The organism is Pseudomonas sp. R4-35-07 (assembly GCF_003852235.1).
In the GTDB taxonomy this organism is placed as follows: Bacteria; Pseudomonadota; Gammaproteobacteria; order Pseudomonadales; family Pseudomonadaceae; genus Aquipseudomonas.
In genome coordinates this window covers 1,000,600-1,016,681 of sequence record NZ_CP027732.1, presented here as the reverse complement: position 1 = coordinate 1,016,681, position 16,082 = coordinate 1,000,600, and the positions used below count along the sequence as shown (strand labels likewise).

At 61.4% G+C, this 16,082-nt stretch carries 14 protein-coding genes; 2 read left to right on the top strand and 12 right to left on the bottom strand.

Annotation, left to right across the window (positions count from 1 at the left end; translation table 11 throughout):
• The 4 genes from C4J89_RS04490 to pmbA all read right to left on the bottom strand — a co-directional run bounded on the left by C4J89_RS04490 (position 1) and on the right by pmbA (position 3,714).
• Positions 1 to 429 carry a hypothetical protein gene (locus tag C4J89_RS04490; protein ID WP_124361309.1) on the bottom strand — a complete coding sequence of 143 codons (429 nt, stop codon included), beginning with the start codon at positions 427 to 429 and terminating at the stop codon, positions 1 to 3.
• Positions 430 to 456: 27 nt separating this feature from the next.
• On the bottom strand, positions 457 to 1,833 hold the full coding sequence (locus C4J89_RS04485) for an aspartate ammonia-lyase (RefSeq protein ID WP_124413862.1): 1,377 nt from the start codon (positions 1,831 to 1,833) through the stop codon (positions 457 to 459).
• The gene (locus C4J89_RS04480; protein ID WP_124361307.1) at positions 1,826 to 2,221 is read right to left on the bottom strand and encodes a FagA protein; all 396 of its coding nucleotides are present in this window, start codon (positions 2,219 to 2,221) and stop codon (positions 1,826 to 1,828) included. Before C4J89_RS04480 ends, C4J89_RS04485 begins: the two co-directional genes overlap by 8 nt.
• A 146-nt stretch (positions 2,222 to 2,367) precedes the next feature.
• Positions 2,368 to 3,714 (bottom strand): metalloprotease PmbA, encoded by a 1,347-nt coding sequence (gene pmbA, locus C4J89_RS04475; protein WP_124361306.1) that lies wholly within the window; start codon positions 3,712 to 3,714, stop codon positions 2,368 to 2,370.
• A gap of 108 nt (positions 3,715 to 3,822) precedes the next feature.
• Between pmbA and yjgA the strand changes: the two genes are divergently transcribed.
• Positions 3,823 to 4,344: a ribosome biogenesis factor YjgA gene (gene yjgA, locus C4J89_RS04470; protein WP_124361305.1), complete on the top strand. Its 522-nt coding sequence runs from the start codon at positions 3,823 to 3,825 to the stop codon at positions 4,342 to 4,344.
• Positions 4,345 to 4,389: 45 nt separating this feature from the next.
• On the opposite strand, the gene tldD is transcribed toward yjgA, so the two are convergent.
• The 8 genes from tldD to mreB all read right to left on the bottom strand — a co-directional run bounded on the left by tldD (position 4,390) and on the right by mreB (position 15,573).
• Entirely contained in the window at positions 4,390 to 5,832 is a 1,443-nt protein-coding gene (gene tldD / locus C4J89_RS04465) for a metalloprotease TldD (RefSeq protein ID WP_124361304.1), read from the bottom strand.
• A gap of 16 nt (positions 5,833 to 5,848) precedes the next feature.
• Positions 5,849 to 6,697 (bottom strand): carbon-nitrogen hydrolase family protein, encoded by an 849-nt coding sequence (locus C4J89_RS04460; protein ID WP_124361303.1) that lies wholly within the window; start codon positions 6,695 to 6,697, stop codon positions 5,849 to 5,851.
• A 48-nt stretch (positions 6,698 to 6,745) separates the two neighbouring features.
• On the bottom strand, positions 6,746 to 10,561 hold the full coding sequence (locus tag C4J89_RS04455; RefSeq protein WP_124413861.1) for a YhdP family protein: 3,816 nt from the start codon (positions 10,559 to 10,561) through the stop codon (positions 6,746 to 6,748).
• A 76-nt stretch (positions 10,562 to 10,637) separates the two neighbouring features.
• Positions 10,638 to 12,095: a ribonuclease G gene (rng, locus tag C4J89_RS04450; protein WP_124361301.1), complete on the bottom strand. Its 1,458-nt coding sequence runs from the start codon at positions 12,093 to 12,095 to the stop codon at positions 10,638 to 10,640.
• A 71-nt stretch (positions 12,096 to 12,166) separates the two neighbouring features.
• Entirely contained in the window at positions 12,167 to 12,763 is a 597-nt protein-coding gene (locus tag C4J89_RS04445; protein WP_124361300.1) for a nucleoside triphosphate pyrophosphatase, read from the bottom strand.
• 50 nt (positions 12,764 to 12,813) lie between these two features.
• Positions 12,814 to 13,302, bottom strand: coding sequence for a rod shape-determining protein MreD (mreD, locus tag C4J89_RS04440; RefSeq protein ID WP_124361299.1), 489 nt, complete (start codon positions 13,300 to 13,302; stop codon positions 12,814 to 12,816).
• Positions 13,302 to 14,366 (bottom strand): rod shape-determining protein MreC, encoded by a 1,065-nt coding sequence (mreC, locus tag C4J89_RS04435; RefSeq protein WP_256681776.1) that lies wholly within the window; start codon positions 14,364 to 14,366, stop codon positions 13,302 to 13,304. The genes mreD and mreC overlap by 1 nt, the downstream gene beginning before the upstream one ends.
• Before the next feature lie 169 nt (positions 14,367 to 14,535).
• A complete protein-coding gene (gene mreB / locus C4J89_RS04430; RefSeq protein WP_002555108.1) occupies positions 14,536 to 15,573 on the bottom strand; it encodes a rod shape-determining protein MreB in 1,038 nt (345 codons plus the stop codon).
• Positions 15,574 to 15,783: 210 nt separating this feature from the next.
• Here mreB and gatC point away from each other — a divergent pair, with 210 nt between their 5' ends.
• Positions 15,784 to 16,071: an Asp-tRNA(Asn)/Glu-tRNA(Gln) amidotransferase subunit GatC gene (gene gatC / locus C4J89_RS04425; RefSeq protein WP_005784804.1), complete on the top strand. Its 288-nt coding sequence runs from the start codon at positions 15,784 to 15,786 to the stop codon at positions 16,069 to 16,071.
• Positions 16,072 to 16,082 lie beyond the last annotated feature (11 nt).

The following is a 16,082-nucleotide window of genomic DNA, read 5'->3' as shown; positions in this document are numbered from 1 at the left end:
TCAATGTGCTCCATAGTGAGAGGGGGTCGGTTGCGACGCGGCACCGCCCAGCAAGCGATGGGTGCGCGGGTACTCGCCGTGATCGCTGATGAAATTCAACAGTTCGACATAGGTTTTGCTGCTCTGGCGCAACGCGGCCTCGCGCAACTGCGGACTGAGGCGTGGGTCCTGCATGGTCTGCAGCAGGCGCTGGTGAATGGCGCAGAGGTATTCCGCGCTTTCTTCAGGCTGGTTCAGGCGCAGGTGCAGGTCTGCCAGGTTGTGATGGGAAATGACGCAAGCCGCCACGGCTTCATCGGCGTCCGCCCAGCGTTCGAACAACACTTGGGCCAGGGCCAGGGCTTGCAAATAGGCCTCGCGTGCGTCCACCAGCTCGCCCGCCATAAAACAGCGATTGGCCCGTTCGATCGTGCGTTTCCAGTGCTCCATGGTGAGCCTCCAAAACAGGGTCGGTGATTACACGCCGCCCGCCGTAAGCTTTTCCGGGTCCAGCAGGACTTCCAGTTGGCTGCGCGGCAAGTCGGTGTGTTCGAGGGCGACATCGATCACCGGACGACCCTGCTGATAAGCCTGCTTGGCGATTTCAGCGGCCTTTTGGTAACCAATGATCGGATTGAGGGCGGTGACCAGGATCGGGTTGCGCGACAACGCCTCCTTGAGTTTGGCTTCGTTGACCTTGAAGCTGGCAATGGCCTTGTCCGCCAGCAAACGGCTGGCGTTGGCCAGCAACTCCAGGCTACTGAGCAGGTTCTGGGCGATGATCGGCAGCATCACGTTCAGCTCGAAGTTGCCCGATTGGCCGGCGACGGTGATCACCGTATCGTTGCCGATGACCTGGGCAGCCACCATGGCCGTGGCTTCCGGGATTACCGGATTGACCTTGCCCGGCATGATCGACGACCCCGGCTGCAGACCTTCCAGCTCGATTTCGCCGAGGCCGGCCAACGGGCCGGAGTTCATCCAGCGCAGGTCATTGGCGATCTTCATCAGCGATACAGCGGTGGCTTTCAACTGGCCGGAGACGGCGACGGCGGTGTCCTGGGAGCCAATCAACGCAAACAGGTTCTTGCCCGGCGTGAACGTCACCTGGGTCAGGTGGCTCAGGTGCTGGCTGAAACGTGCGGCAAACTCCGGGTGTGCGTTGATGCCGGTGCCTACCGCCGTGCCACCCTGGGCCAGCGCTTGCAGCGCCTGCAGCAGGTCTTGCAGGTGGCCGACATTGGCCTTGAGCTGCTGCGCCCAGCCATTGAGCACCTGGCTCATGCGCACCGGCATGGCATCCATCAAGTGGGTACGACCGGTCTTGATAAACGGGTGGACCGCTTCGGCCTTTTGCTCGATCACCTGCACCAGGTGCAGCAAGGCCGGCAGTGTTTGCTCGTGCAGCACCAGCGCGGCGCTGACATGAATGGTGGTCGGGATGATATCGTTGCTGCTTTGTCCGCAGTTGACGTGGTCATTGGGGTTTACCACCTCACCCAGCAACCGGCTGGCCAGGGTCGCAATCACTTCGTTGGCATTCATGTTGGAGCTGGTGCCGGAGCCGGTCTGGAAGATATCCACCGGGAAATGCTGCATGTAGTCGCCTTCCAGCAAGCCTTGGGCAGCATCGACAATGGCCTTGCCCTGCCCTTCGCTGATTTGCTTGAGGTCGACGTTGGCCCTGGCGGCAGCGGCCTTGGCCAGGATAAGCGCGCGAATGAACTGCGCGGGCATACGCTGATGGCTGATCGGAAAGTTGTTCACCGCGCGCTGGGTTTGCGCACCGTACAAGGCCTCGGCGGGGACTTGCAGTTCGCCCATGCTGTCGCGTTCGATACGGGTGTTACTCATCATCAGATCCTTGCACCAAGTCGGCGTGAGAGAGGGATGGCAGCAATTGGCAAGTCGCCAATTGCCAGGCGAAGGCCTGCCAGCGCTTGAGGCGGCAGGCACAGTGGGAGAGTTTTTCCAGGTCACGCAGGGGGCGCCAGGCCTGGTCCAGACACGAGGAGCGCCAATGCCAGGGCAGCGCGATATCGTTGGCGGTGTCGATGAGCAATCGGAATGACGTTTCGGCGATCGTCCATGGGTGGGTCGCGGTGCAACACGCCAGGTAGCGTCCCTCATTGAGGTAATGTTCGATCAGGCGAGGCTCATTGGGGTCGAGCCCACAGCGAATCTGACGACTCATCCACCGCCAACTTTCCAGGTACGGGTCCTCACGCAAGACAGAACTCATGATCCACACTCATTCAGTAATGATATTCATTATTAAATGATATTAAGAATCAAAACAAGAACAGCAGATTAATCCTTTTTGCCAGCGGCACAAAAAAAGGCGCGCCATCATCGATATGGCGCGCCTTTTTGCTGAAACGTTGCAGGTCAGCTACCGGCGACCGTCATCCGTTCGATCAACACGGAGCCCGTGCGGATATTGCTGCGCAATTCCAGGTCGTTACCCACGGCCACGATCTGCTTGAACATATCGCGCATGTTGCCGGCAATCGTCACTTCCTGGACGGCGAACTGAATCTCACCGTTTTCCACCCAGAACCCCGCCGCGCCACGGGAATAGTCACCCGTCACCATGTTCAGCCCTTGGCCCATCAATTCGGTCACCAGCAGGCCGCGCCCCATGCGACGCAACAGCGCCGCCTGGTCTTCATCGCCATGGGTCACGAACAGGTTGTGAACCCCGCCGGAGTTGGCGGTGCTTGGCAGGCCAAGCTTGCGTCCAGCGTAGGTGCCCAATATATAAGACACCAACTCGCCCTTCTCAACGAACGGCTTGGCATACGTGGCCAGGCCGTCGCCGTCGAACGAGGCGCTGCCCATGGCGCGCATCAGGTGCGGGCGCTCATCGATGGTCAACCACTCCGGGAACAGCTTCTGGCCGATCGCGCCTTCGAGGAATGAAGATTTGCGATACAGGTTGCCGCCGGAAATCGCTCCGAGAAAACTACCGAACAGACCACCGGCCAACTCTGCGGAAAACAGTACCGGCACTTCGCACGTGGGCACCGGGCGTGCGCCCAAACGACTGGCTGCACGCTGCGCCGCACGCTGGCCAATGCTTACCGGGTCGGCCAGCAACTCGCCTTGACGGTTGACGTCGTACCAGTAATCACGCTGCATCTGGCCGTCGGCTTCGGCGATCATGACGCAACTCAGGCTGTGACGCGTGGACGCATAGCCACCGATAAAACCGTGGCTGTTACCGTAGACACGGCAGCCCTGATGCGTACTCAGGGTGGTGCCGTCGGCGTTCTTGATACGCGCATCGGCATCGAACGCCGCAGCTTCGCAGGTCAGCGCCTGTTCGATGGCTTGCTCGGGCGTGATATCCCAGGCGTGGAACAGGTCGAAATCCTGCAGGTCCTTGGCCATCAGCGCTTTGTCGGCCAAGCCTGAGCTTTCATCCTCAGAGGTGTGCTTGGCGATTGCCAACGCGGCGGCGACGGTCTCGCGGATCGCCTCCGGGCCACTGGCCGACGTACTGGCCGAACCTTTGCGCTGGCCCACATACAAGGTAATCCCAAACCCTTGGTCGCGATTGAATTCTACGGTCTCCACTTCCCGCTGACGCACCGAAGTCGACAGTCCCTGCTCCAGCGACACCGCTACCTCACAGGCGCTGGCCCCCTGGCGCTTGGCCTCGGCAAGGATCTGCTCGACTTGTTCCTGCAGTGCCGGTAACGCTTGCGGACCGACGCTTTGGGCTGCACTCATGGTTTTCTCCACTCAAATTCTGCTCTCGGTTAAGGCCATCGAGCGACCGGGCCGGACAAGCGGCCCCCGACTGGTTATCATGGCGGCGTTTCTTTGCGGACTGCCACCATGGTTGATTCTTACGACGACTCCCTCGATGGGGAGAAAAGCAAAACCCAGGTCAAACGTGAGCTGCATGCTCTGGTTGACCTTGGCGAGCGCCTTACAACGCTCAAAAAGGACTTGATTGCAAAACTGCCACTGACCGACGAAATGCGTCGGGCCTTGGCCGATGCGCCTAAGCACACCGCGAATATCGCGCGCAAACGGCACATCATGTTTATCGGCAAGCTGATGCGCGATCAGGACACTGACGCCATTCTGGCCTTGCTCGATCAAACCGATGCCTCCACTCGCCAGTACAACGAACGCTTCCATAACCTGGAGCGTTGGCGTGACCGCCTGATCGAGGGCGATGACGCCGTGCTGGAAAAATTCGTATTGGACTATCCGGAAGCGGACCGCCAGCAATTGCGCTCCCTGATCCGTCAAGCCCAACATGAAATGGCGCATAACAAGGCGCCGGCCACCAGCCGTAAAATCTTCAAATACATCCGTGAGCTGGACGAGACTCAACGCGGTCTGCGTTGATCCTCTTCCCCGGGTGGCGACCTTCGCCACCCGAAGCTTGCGGGCTTACGAGCCCGTGCCACCCACGGTGATCGCATCAATTTTCAAGGTTGGCTGGCCCACGCCCACCGGCACCGACTGCCCATCCTTCCCGCACGTGCCCACGCCGCTGTCCAGCGACAGATCGTTACCGACCATCGACACCTTGCTCATGGCCTCCGGCCCATTACCAATCAACGTCGCGCCCTTGACCGGTGCGGTAATCTTGCCGTCTTCGATCAAGTACGCCTCGCTGGTGGAAAACACGAACTTGCCGCTGGTGATATCCACCTGCCCGCCGCCGAGGTTGGCGCAGTAGATGCCGCGCTTCACCGAAGCAATGATTTCTGCCGGATCGCTTTGGCCACCGAGCATGTAGGTGTTGGTCATGCGGGGCATGGGCAGGTGGGCATAGGATTCGCGACGACCATTGCCGGTGCGCGCCACGCCCATCAGGCGGGCGTTGAGCTTGTCTTGCATATAGCCCTTGAGTACGCCGTTTTCGATCAGGGTGGTGCACTCTGTCGGCGTGCCCTCGTCATCCACGCTCAACGAACCTCGGCGACCAGCCAAGGTGCCGTCATCGACAATGGTGCACAGCTTGGACGCAACCATCTCGCCCATGCGCCCGCTGTAGGCGGAGCTGCCCTTGCGGTTGAAGTCGCCTTCCAGCCCATGGCCCACGGCTTCGTGCAGCAGCACACCGGACCAACCCGAACCCAGCACGACCGGCAAGGTACCGGCCGGCGCCGGAATCGCTTCCAGGTTGACCAGTGCCTGGCGCAGCGCTTCACGGGCGTAGCCCATGGCGCGGTCCTCGGCGAGGAAATAACGGTAATCGGTGCGCCCGCCACCGCCATGGCCGCCGCGCTCGCGGCGACCGTTCTGCTCGACGATCACACTCACGTTGAAACGCACCAGTGGCCGCACATCGGCCGCCAGCCCGCCGTCGGTAGACGCGACGAGGATGCGCTCCCACACGCCGGCCATACTCACGGTGACCTGCTGGATACGCGGGTCCAGGGCGCGGGTCGCCGCGTCCACACGCTTGAGCAGCTCGACCTTCTCCGCGCGGCTGATCACTTCCAGCGGATTGTCCGGCGCGTACAACTGCGCCACGTCCTGGGTGCTGAACGCCTGCACCGTGCCGTTCTGCCCTGCACGGGAAATCGAACGGGCCGCACGCGCAGCCAGGCCCAGGGCCTCCAACGTAATGGCGTTGCTGTAGGCAAAACCGGTTTTTTCTCCGGATTGCGCGCGAACGCCTACACCCTGGTCAAGGTTGAAACTGCCTTCCTTGACGATGCCGTCTTCCAACGCCCAGGACTCGGAAATCTGCCCTTGGAAATACAGATCGGCCGCGTCGATGCCGGGTCCGGCCAGATCGCCCAGCACGGTTTGCAGACTTTCGATGGTCACGCCACCGGGTGCCAGGAGATGTTCACTGACTGAGGACAACAACTCGCTCATAGGTTTGGCCTTAAATTCATCGTTCTGAAGCAGGTCGCTGTGCGCCCTGCGAGAAAAAGCGCCGGTGATTGACCACCGGCATGCGCGCCCGTATCGACGCCTGTTCTTTGCTGTCGCGTTCGGCCACCAACACCGCTTCGCCTTGATCCTGTTGGGCCAACACGCGCCCCCAGGGATCGATAATCGCCGCGTGCCCGTGGGTTTCCCGTGGTCCCGGGTGCACACCGCCCTGGGCAGCCGCCAGCAAGTAACACTGGGTTTCAATGGCCCGTGCACGAATCAGCACATCCCAATGCGCCGCCCCGGTCACCGCCGTAAACGCCGAGGGCGCGCTGATCAACTCAGCCCCCGCCGCGCGCAACTCACTGTACAACTCCGGGAAGCGCAGGTCGTAGCACACCGTCAGCCCCAAGCGCCCCACCGGCGTATCCGTCACCACCACGTTGCTTCCGAAAGCATAGTCGTCGGATTCGCGATAACGACCCCGGGCATCCGCCACATCCACATCGAACAAATGCAGCTTGTCGTAGCGAGCGACGATTTCACCCCGGTCGTCGATCAACAGCGAACAGGCGTTAGGCTTGGCGCTCGGTTGGTCCTTGGGTGGCAACGGTAGTGTGCCGGCCACTATCCATAAGGTGAGGTCGCGGGCGGCCTGTTTCAACCATGGCAGGATCGGGCCTTCACCCAAGGCCTCGGCGCGACCAATGTCAGCCATGTCACGGCGGCCCATTGCGGCGAAGTTCTCCGGCAGTACCGCAAGCCTGGCGCCCTGCGCCGCCGCGCTCTCCAGCAGGCGGCGCGCCTGAGCCAGGTTCGCCAGCACATCACTCTGGCTGACCATTTGAATTACCGCAAAGGACATGGGCCGACACTCCGTAAAGGGCATGGGGCCATGCTACTCCACAGCCTCTCAGTTTGGCTTTTCAAATGGCTTGTCGAAGGTGATTTTCGGGTCTTTCCACGGGCCTTGCACGGTGTACTGCACGCTGGCAAAGCGCGATACCCGGTCACCGATCAGCTTGTCGATCAGAAACAATGCGCCGCCAATGGCCGGCGCGCCGACAATCAATGCCGCGATGGGCAGGTTGTTGGTGACCGGCAGCGTCACCAGCAACTTGGCATCGACGCGATCCGCCACCAGGTCGAGGGTGCCGTTCAGCTCAAGGTTGGTGGACGGCCCGGTCATGGTGATGGGCTCACGAGTCACGAACACGCCGTTACTGGCTGCGAGCAAGCCCTTGACCCGGTCATAGCTCAGGCCCTTGCCGAGCAAGTCGGAAAAATCCAGGCGCAAACGGCGGCCGATGGAATTGAAGTTAAGCAGGCCGAACACCCGCAACGCCTGGGCACCACCTTCCACTTCCACGAACTGACCTTTACGGAACGCTGCATCCAGGCTACCGGAGAACCGCTTGGGCCCAACCCAGGCGGGCGAACCGGGCCAACGGCCATCCACGTCCAGATGGAAGTCCTCGCTGGTTACCGTGGGCGCAAAGCCCCAGCCTTTGAGCACGTCGGCAATGTTCTTGCCGTCCAGTCGCCCCTTGTACCAACTGCTGCTGGCCCCCGGCGCGCCTTCCCAACCGCCGGCGCCGTTGAGTTGCATGCCCTTGAGGCCCAGGTCCAGGCTGTTGAAGGCCAGACCCTTGGCGGTCGGCCGGACTTTCAGCGACCAGGCGCCGACCAGGTCCGGGCCCTGGAACAGTTGATCGATGGCGATATCCAATGCCGGAATATCCTTGGGATCGATATCGGCCAACGGGTCCGGCGCGTTCTCGTCCGCCTGTACGGTCGGGTCGACCGCAGGCAGCTTCACGTACTGCAGGTTGATTGCGATAGGTGCGCCCTTCGCGTCCGGCAGGTTGACCGTGCCCTTGGCTTGCTGGCTGTCGAACTGCAGGCCCCAGGCCACGGGCTTGCGATCCAGTTGCAGTTTGACCTGATTGAACTGAGTACCAAACCCAGTCAGCTTGCCTACCTTGAAATCAGCGCCACTGAGCAGCTGCTTGGCATTGCCGCCCGGATCGTTACCGGCGTAACGGTTGGCGAGTTGTTTCCACGGGTCGATGTCCAGCTCCGAAAGCACCCCGCGAATGCGCAGGCCCTTCGCGCCGGGCAACACCGCGTCGCCATCGCCGAGGAACAATTCGCCGCGGCCCTCATTGAAGTTGTCCGGCGGCGCCGCAAACGTGAAGTTCGCCAGCTCACCGTAGTCAAACCAGTAACGCCGTTCGGCGCCCTGCAAGGTCATGCGGAACGTGCTGTCACGGCCCTGGCTCGCCGGCATGCCAAACGGCGCCGGCAGGTCTACCGCGACGCCCTTGAGATTGGAATTGACCATCAACTGACTGTCCGCGCCGTCCAGGATCACTTGCAACTGGTACGGAATATCGCCGGACACCGGCAGCGGCTGGCTGATTTTCAACCAGTCGGTGAGCCGCTTGACCGTCACCTGCCCCTTGGCGGTAACGCGGGTGTTGATATTGCCGGGTGTGCCCTCGGCAAAAATCTGCGCGGTGATCGGACGGTCGAACGCCTGGGCCGAAATATTCTGGCCGCTCAGGCCCTTGGCGCTGTCGAAACGGAAGTCACCCTTGAGCTGGGTCAGGTCCAGGGTGGGCTCCGCCAGTTGCAGGCGCGCTTTATCGGTCTTGAAGTCGACCACGATCTTAGGCTCGGTGCCTTTGGCCAAGGGCACGTCCAGGTCCAGACTGCCTTGCAGGTTGCCCTCGCCCTTCCAGCCCGCAAAGGTGGATGCGGTACCGATGGGGGCTTCCTGGAGGATTTTCAAACCGTCGCCCAACCCACCGGAAAATCCGCCGGTGAGCAGCAGGTGGCTGTCCTTGCCGGCCGGCGCGTGGGGGATATTGACGTAAACGTCCTTGACCTGGGTATCGAGCAGTTGGCCCTTGCTGGCCAGGATACGCACGCCGCTCTCCTCGACGAACACTTCACCATTGACCTTGTTCACATGGGGCCAACCCGGCTGGAAGGCCAGCTCGGCATCATGCACCTTGAAGAACAGGCTGATATTGCGCGAAGCCGGCAGCGCGTTGTGGCTCAAGGAGCCCTGGTACTGGAAAAAACCTTCGTCTACCGCGCCTTTGAGGATCGCCGTGCGCAACCATTCATCCAGCGCAGGGCTCAGCACTGCCGGTAGATACTTGGGGGTAAAACGACCATCGCCATCGACCATGCCGACCCGCAAGTCCATGTAGTCCTCCTGGCTATGGTCGAAATGCAGGCGAATCAGGAAATCCGCCGCGACCTTGCCTTCTTCCCCCAGCACTTTGATATACGGCGCGATCAGGGTGAAGCCCTGCTTGTCCAATGTCCAGGTCAGGCGCGCGTTGGCCTGGATGTACTGCCATGGCTTGGCGAAAATCGGGAATAGATGCAGGGAGAAGTCCTTGCTGTCCATGCGCAACTCGCCATGGCCCAGGTCGCCGCTGATGCTGCCGGACACATTGCGCGCAGCCGGCGCGCCGAAGTACGCGTCAAAACCGACACGCTCGAGGTTGGCGGCAAAACTGACTTTTTGATCGGTGGTGTCCTGGGGGCGGAAGTCCACCAGCACATTGCGCAACAGGCCGGTGGCTTTCAGGTGCTCGACGGCCTTGGCGAACCCTTCCGGCAGCGGCGCCAGGGCATTGAGTAATGGCGTGATGGGGGTCAGGTCGAGCCGATCGGCCTGGAGTTTCCACTCTTCCTGGGTTTTATCGGTGGCCAGGCTCTGCTGCAGTTGCACGCGCGATTCCCAACGGGTTTCGCCGATGTTCATCGCCAGCGAATCCAACAGCACCTTGAGGCCGCTGTCGCTGCGTTGCACATACGCGGTCAGGGCCAGGTTTTCGATATGCACCGGCTGGCGCTCGGCGTAGCTGCCCTTTACCTGCGGCGAATTGAGGCGCACCACCGCGCTTTGCACGGTGCCATTGGCCCAGTTGAGCCAGAACTCACCGCCGGCCTTGAGCTGGGTGAGCTTCCATTGTTGGGTCAGCCGGGATGGAATCCACTTGGCCCAGTCGCTTTGAGGTAGGCTCAGGTAGGCCTCGACCTCGGCGTCTTTCCATTGGCTGGCGCGTATACGGCTGCGCAGGCTCAGGGCGAGCGGTTGGCCGTCGGGCAGCGTCAGGCGCGCGTCCAGGCGCTGCCGGGCCATGCCGGTGTGCAGGCCCAGGCCTACATACGTTACGGTCACCGGCGCCCGGTCGAACGGTTGCAAGGTCACCTGGCTGTCGAGCACCGAAACGCGCTTGACCATTTGCATACGGGTGAGCAGTTGTTGCGGGTCCAGTGACGGGCTGTCCTGTAACGGCAAGCCCTGAAGCGTCCAACTGCCGTCCTGGTCTTCCTTGACACTCAGCTGCAAGCCGCTGACTTGCAGATGGGCGATGCGTACTTCACGGGCCATCAGGCTGGCCCAGAGGTCGGGCACCACCTCGACCTGGTCCAGGCGTAACGCACTGCTGCCCTCGCCGACCATCACGTCGTGGGCCAGCAATATCGGCGCAAACCCGCTCCAGCGGCCTTCGAGGCTACCGATATGCACCGGCATCTGCACCGCAGCCTGGGCCTTGGTTTCGACTTCAGCGCGGTATTCGGCCACCAGCGGGGTCAATTCACGCCCCAGGCTCACGTACACCGCCGCCGATACCAGCAGCAAGGCACACAGGCCCAGCCCCCAACGGGTCAAAGCGGCAAAAAAGCGTATCAGACGCTCCATGTCAGGCGACCCTCAAAGCGGTAGTCGGACGACAGATCAATGCCTGCCGGTCTCGGAAAAGAAAAACGAATGGGGATCAGAGCAGCACCACGTCGTATTGTTCCTGGGAATACATGGTTTCGACCTGAAAACGAATAGTGCGCCCGATAAACCCCTCCAGTTCGGCGACGTTGCCCGACTCTTCGTCGAGCAGGCGATCGACCACTTTCTGGTTGGCGAGCACTCTATAACCTTCGGCCTGATAGGCGCGTGCCTCCCGTAGGATTTCACGGAAAATTTCGTAGCAGACCGTTTCCGGGGTCTTCAATTTGCCCCGGCCCTGGCAACTGCTGCAGGGTTCGCACAGCACTTGCTCAAGGCTCTCGCGGGTGCGCTTGCGGGTCATCTGCACCAGGCCAAGCTCGGTGATACCGATGATGTTGGTCTTGGCGTGGTCGCGCTCCAGCTGTTTTTCGAGGGTGCGCAGTACCTGGCGTTGGTGCTCTGCGTCTTCCATGTCGATGAAGTCGATGATGATGATGCCGCCCAGGTTACGCAGGCGCAGTTGGCGCGCTATCGCCGTGGCAGCTTCAAGGTTGGTCTTGAAGATGGTCTCTTCGAGGTTGCGGTGCCCCACGAACGCGCCCGTGTTGACGTCAATGGTGGTCATGGCTTCTGCCGGGTCCACCACCAGGTAGCCACCGGACTTGAGCGGGACCTTGCGCTCCAGGGCTTTCTGGATTTCGTCTTCGACGCCATACAGGTCGAAGATCGGCCGCTCGCCCGGATAGTGCTCGAGGCGGTCGGCAATTTCCGGCATCAGCTCGGCGACAAATTGCGTGGTGCGCTGGAAGGTTTCCCGCGAGTCGATGCGAATCTTCTCAATTTTCGGGCTGACCAGATCGCGCAAGGTACGTAACGCCAGGCCGAGGTCTTCATAGATGACGCTTGGCGCGCCAATGGTCTGAATCTGCGCCGCGATCTGGTCCCACAGACGCCGCAGGTAGCGGATATCCATCAGGATTTCATCGGCGCCCGCGCCCTCGGCGGCGGTGCGCAGGATAAAACCACCGGCTTCCTTGATGCCCTCGGCGGCGACACAGTCGCTGACCACCTTCTTCAGGCGCTCGCGTTCGGCCTCATCCTCGATCTTGAGGGAAATACCGACATGGGCGGTGCGCGGCATATACACCAGGTACCGCGACGGAATCGACAGTTGGGTAGTCAGCCGGGCGCCCTTGGAACCGATGGGGTCCTTGGTGACCTGCACCACCAGGCTCTGCCCTTCGTGCACCAGGGCGCTGATGCTTTCCACCGCCGGGCCTTCGCGCAGGGAGATTTCCGAAGCATGAATGAAGGCGGCGCGGTCCAGGCCGATGTCGACGAACGCCGCCTGCATGCCCGGCAATACGCGCACCACCTTGCCTTTATAGATGTTGCCGACGATCCCGCGCTTCTGGGTGCGCTCCACATGCACTTCTTGCAGAACACCGTTCTCTACCACCGCCACGCGCGATTCCATCGGCGTGATATTGATCAGAATCTCTTCACTCATGGCTGGGTCTCGTTCAGGCGTTTTCACAATAGTGACCGATCGCTTATGGCTTGGCGCGCAAGTAGAGGCGTTCAGCGCGCGGTAAGGTTTTGCCAACAGGGTATGCCGAATCGGCCTAGCAGTTGCGCGGTTTCGCACACCGGCAGGCCGACCACGGCGGAATAGCTGCCATTGAGTCCGCTCACGAACACCGAGCCCAGCCCCTGGATAGCATAGCCGCCGGCTTTGTCCTGGGGTTCGCCACTGTGCCAGTAGGTCGTAGCCTCCTGGGCAGAAATCTCACGAAACCCCACGCGACTGCTTACACATCGGGTTTCACAGCGCTGGCCGTCGGTAAGGGCGATGGCCGTGAGGACTTCATGCTCGCGCCCCGCCAACGCCATCAACATCGCCAAGGCATCGGCCTGATCCACCGGTTTGCCAAGAATCTTGCCATCCACGATCACAGCGGTATCGGCACCCAACACGCAGATGCCTGTGCTGTGCTCGAGCGCAGCCAGACCCGCCGCTGCCTTGCTTCGAGCCAGGCGCTCGACATAGGCGACGGGAATTTCGTCAATAAGAGGCGTTTCATCGATGGCGGCGCTGACCACGGTGAAAGGCACACCGATCTGGGTCAACAACTCACGTCGCCGCGGGGAGCCCGAGGCCAGATAAAGCACATTCATTGCAGACTCTCCCTGTAGGGTTCGATAACCAGGCAGAGCCTCGCAATCCGTCAATTGATTTTGTAGCGACGACGTAGCCCACGCAGGCCGAAGCTGACCCAAGGCCACAGCAGTGCACTGACCAGGGCCGGCAATACCAGCGCGAGAGTAGGCTGGCGATTGCCGGTCAGGGCGCTGAGCCAGAGCTGAACCAACTGCGCCAGGCCGAAGATCACCAGGATCACCAGGCACTGCTGCCACATCGGGAACATACGCAAGCGCTGCTGCAACGACAGCACCAGGAAGGTGATCAGGGTCAGGATCAACGCGTTCTGGCCGAGCAAGGTGCCATAGAGCACATCCTCCGCCAAGCCCAGGCACATCGCCGTGACCATGCCTACCTTGTGCGGCAGGTTCAACGACCAGAATGCCAGCAGCAACGCCAGCCACAGCGGGCGCAGGATTTCCATGAACTGTGGCAGCGGTGAAACGCTGAGCAACAGGCCGATGGCGAAGGTCAGCCAGACAATCCAGCCATTGCGCGAATGAGTACTGGCCATTATTCCTCCCTCTGCCGCGTGGTGGCCGGGGCGGTTGTCGCAGGCCTGGCGGCAGGCGCGGTGGTCGCCGCCGGTTTCGCCGGGCGTGCGCTGTGTGCAGCCGGCTTGGCCGGTGTGGCAACAGGCGCAGCGGTTGCGGGTACGACCGCAGGCGCCGGTGGCCCCACGAACGCCGGTTTCGGCACGGTGGCGGGAATCACCGGCGCGGTGCCGTTCTGCTTGTCTTCCGCTTCCTGGGCCTGCGCGGCGTCATTGGCGCGCTCTTCCGGGGTGCGGTTATCGCTGAACACCAGCAGCAGATAGCGGCTGCGGTTCAGCGCGGCGGTCGGTACGGCACGCACAATGGCAAACGGCTGGCCGGAATCGTGGATGACCTCCTTGACCGTCGCCACCGGGTAGCCCGCCGGGAAGCGCTGACCCAGGCCGGAGCTGACCAGCAGGTCGCCTTCCTTGATGTCGGCGGTGTCGGCCACGTGCCGCAACTCCAGGCGTTCCGGGTTACCGGTGCCGCTGGCAATCGCGCGCAAACCGTTGCGATTGACCTGCACCGGAATGCTGTGGGTGGTGTCGGTCAGCAGCAAGACGCGCGAGGTATAGGGCATCAATTCAACCACCTGGCCCATCAGGCCACGGGCATCGAGCACCGGCTGGCCAAGGACCACGCCGTCGCGCTCACCCTTGTTGATGATGATGCGATGGGTGAAGGGGTTGGGGTCCATGCCGATCAACTCGGCCACTTCGACCTTTTCATTGACCAATGCCGAAGAGTTGAGCAACTCGCGCAGCCGCACGTTCTGCTCGGTAAGGGCCGCAAGCTTTTGCATGCGGCCCTGCAACAGCAGGTTTTCGGTCTTGAGTTTTTCGTTTTCGGCAATCAGCTCGGTGCGGCTGCCGAATTGGCTGGCCACGCCCTGGTAGAGACGTTGCGGCAGGTCGGTGATCCAGTAAGTCTGCATCAACACCAGCGACATCTGGCTACGCACAGGCTTGAGCAGCGCAAAACGGGCGTCGACCACCATCAGCGCGACCGAAAGCACGGTCAGCACCAACAAGCGCACGCCCAATGAGGGGCCTTTGGCGAAGAGCGGTTTAATAGGCCGCTCCTCCCAGGCAAATATTCTCTTTATTCATACGGCATCAAACCGGCCTGGATGCAGATTGAAGAAGATAAACGCCAGCAGGCAGCACTGCAAAGTGCTGCCTGCCGACCGAGCATGAACCATCCAGGCAAGCTTATTCGCTGGAAAGCAGGTCCATGGTGTGTTTATCCATCATTTCCAGTGCACGACCACCGCCACGCGCCACGCAAGTCAGCGGGTCTTCGGCGACGATCACCGGCAGGCCGGTTTCCTGGGCCAGCAACTTGTCGAGGTCGCGCAGCAAGGCGCCACCACCGGTCAGTACCAGGCCACGCTCGGCGATATCGGAAGCCAACTCCGGCGGCGACTGCTCCAGGGCGCTCTTCACCGCCTGAACGATGGTGGCCAGGGACTCTTGCAGAGCCTCCAGCACTTCATTGGAGTTCAGGGTGAAGGCACGTGGCACGCCTTCGGCCAGGTTGCGGCCGCGAACATCAACCTCGCGAACTTCGCCGCCCGGGTAAGCGGTGCCGATTTCCTGCTTGATGCGCTCGGCGGTGGATTCGCCGATCAGGCTGCCGTAGTTACGACGCACATACGTGATGATCGCTTCGTCAAAGCGGTCGCCGCCGACACGCACGGATTCGGCATACACCACACCGTTCAGGGAAATCAGGGCGATCTCGGTGGTACCACCACCGATATCCACCACCATCGAACCGCGGGCTTCTTCAACCGGCAGGCCGGCGCCGATTGCGGCGGCCATCGGCTCTTCGATCAGGAACACCTCGCGGGCACCGGCACCCAGGGCCGATTCACGGATGGCACGACGCTCCACCTGGGTGGATTTGCACGGGACGCAGATCAGCACACGAGGGCTGGGCTGCAGGAAACTGTTTTCGTGAACCTTGTTGATGAAGTACTGCAGCATCTTCTCGCAGACACTGAAGTCGGCGATCACGCCGTCTTTCATCGGACGAATGGCAGCAATATTGCCTGGTGTTCGGCCGAGCATCCGCTTGGCCTCGGTGCCAACGGCAACGACACTTTTCTGATTACCATGGGTCCGAATGGCCACAACCGATGGCTCATTCAGGACGATACCGCGCTCGCGCACGTAAATAAGGGTGTTGGCAGTGCCCAGGTCAATGGAAAGATCGCTGGAAAACATGCCACGCAGTTTCTTGAACATGGGAAAGGGACCCTAGGCAACGCGTGGGTAAAAAAGTGCGGCAAACTCTAACAACGACAGGGATTTTGGGCAAGGCGCCAATGTGCTAAATTGGCCGACTTTCTGTGCACCAACCCCCACAATCGCGGCCTTATGACCGTAGAAATGCGGTAGTGTTCCGACAATCTAACACACGGACGCCTTCCGTTCTGTTTTCCACTGGAGAATCCCATGGCGCTTGAACGCTCCGACGTGGAAAAAATCGCGCATCTGGCCTCGCTTGGCCTCAATGACGCCGATCTTCCACAGACCACCGCAGCCCTGAACAGTATTCTCGGGCTGGTTGACCAAATGCAGGCCGTCGACACCGACGGCATCGAGCCCCTGGCTCACCCGCTGGAAGCCAGTCAGCGCCTGCGCGCAGACGTCGTGACCGAGCGCAATAACCGCGAGGCCTACCAGTCCATCGCGCCAGCGGTCGAAAACGGCCTGTACCTGGTTCCGAAAGTCATCGACTAAAGGGAAAGAGC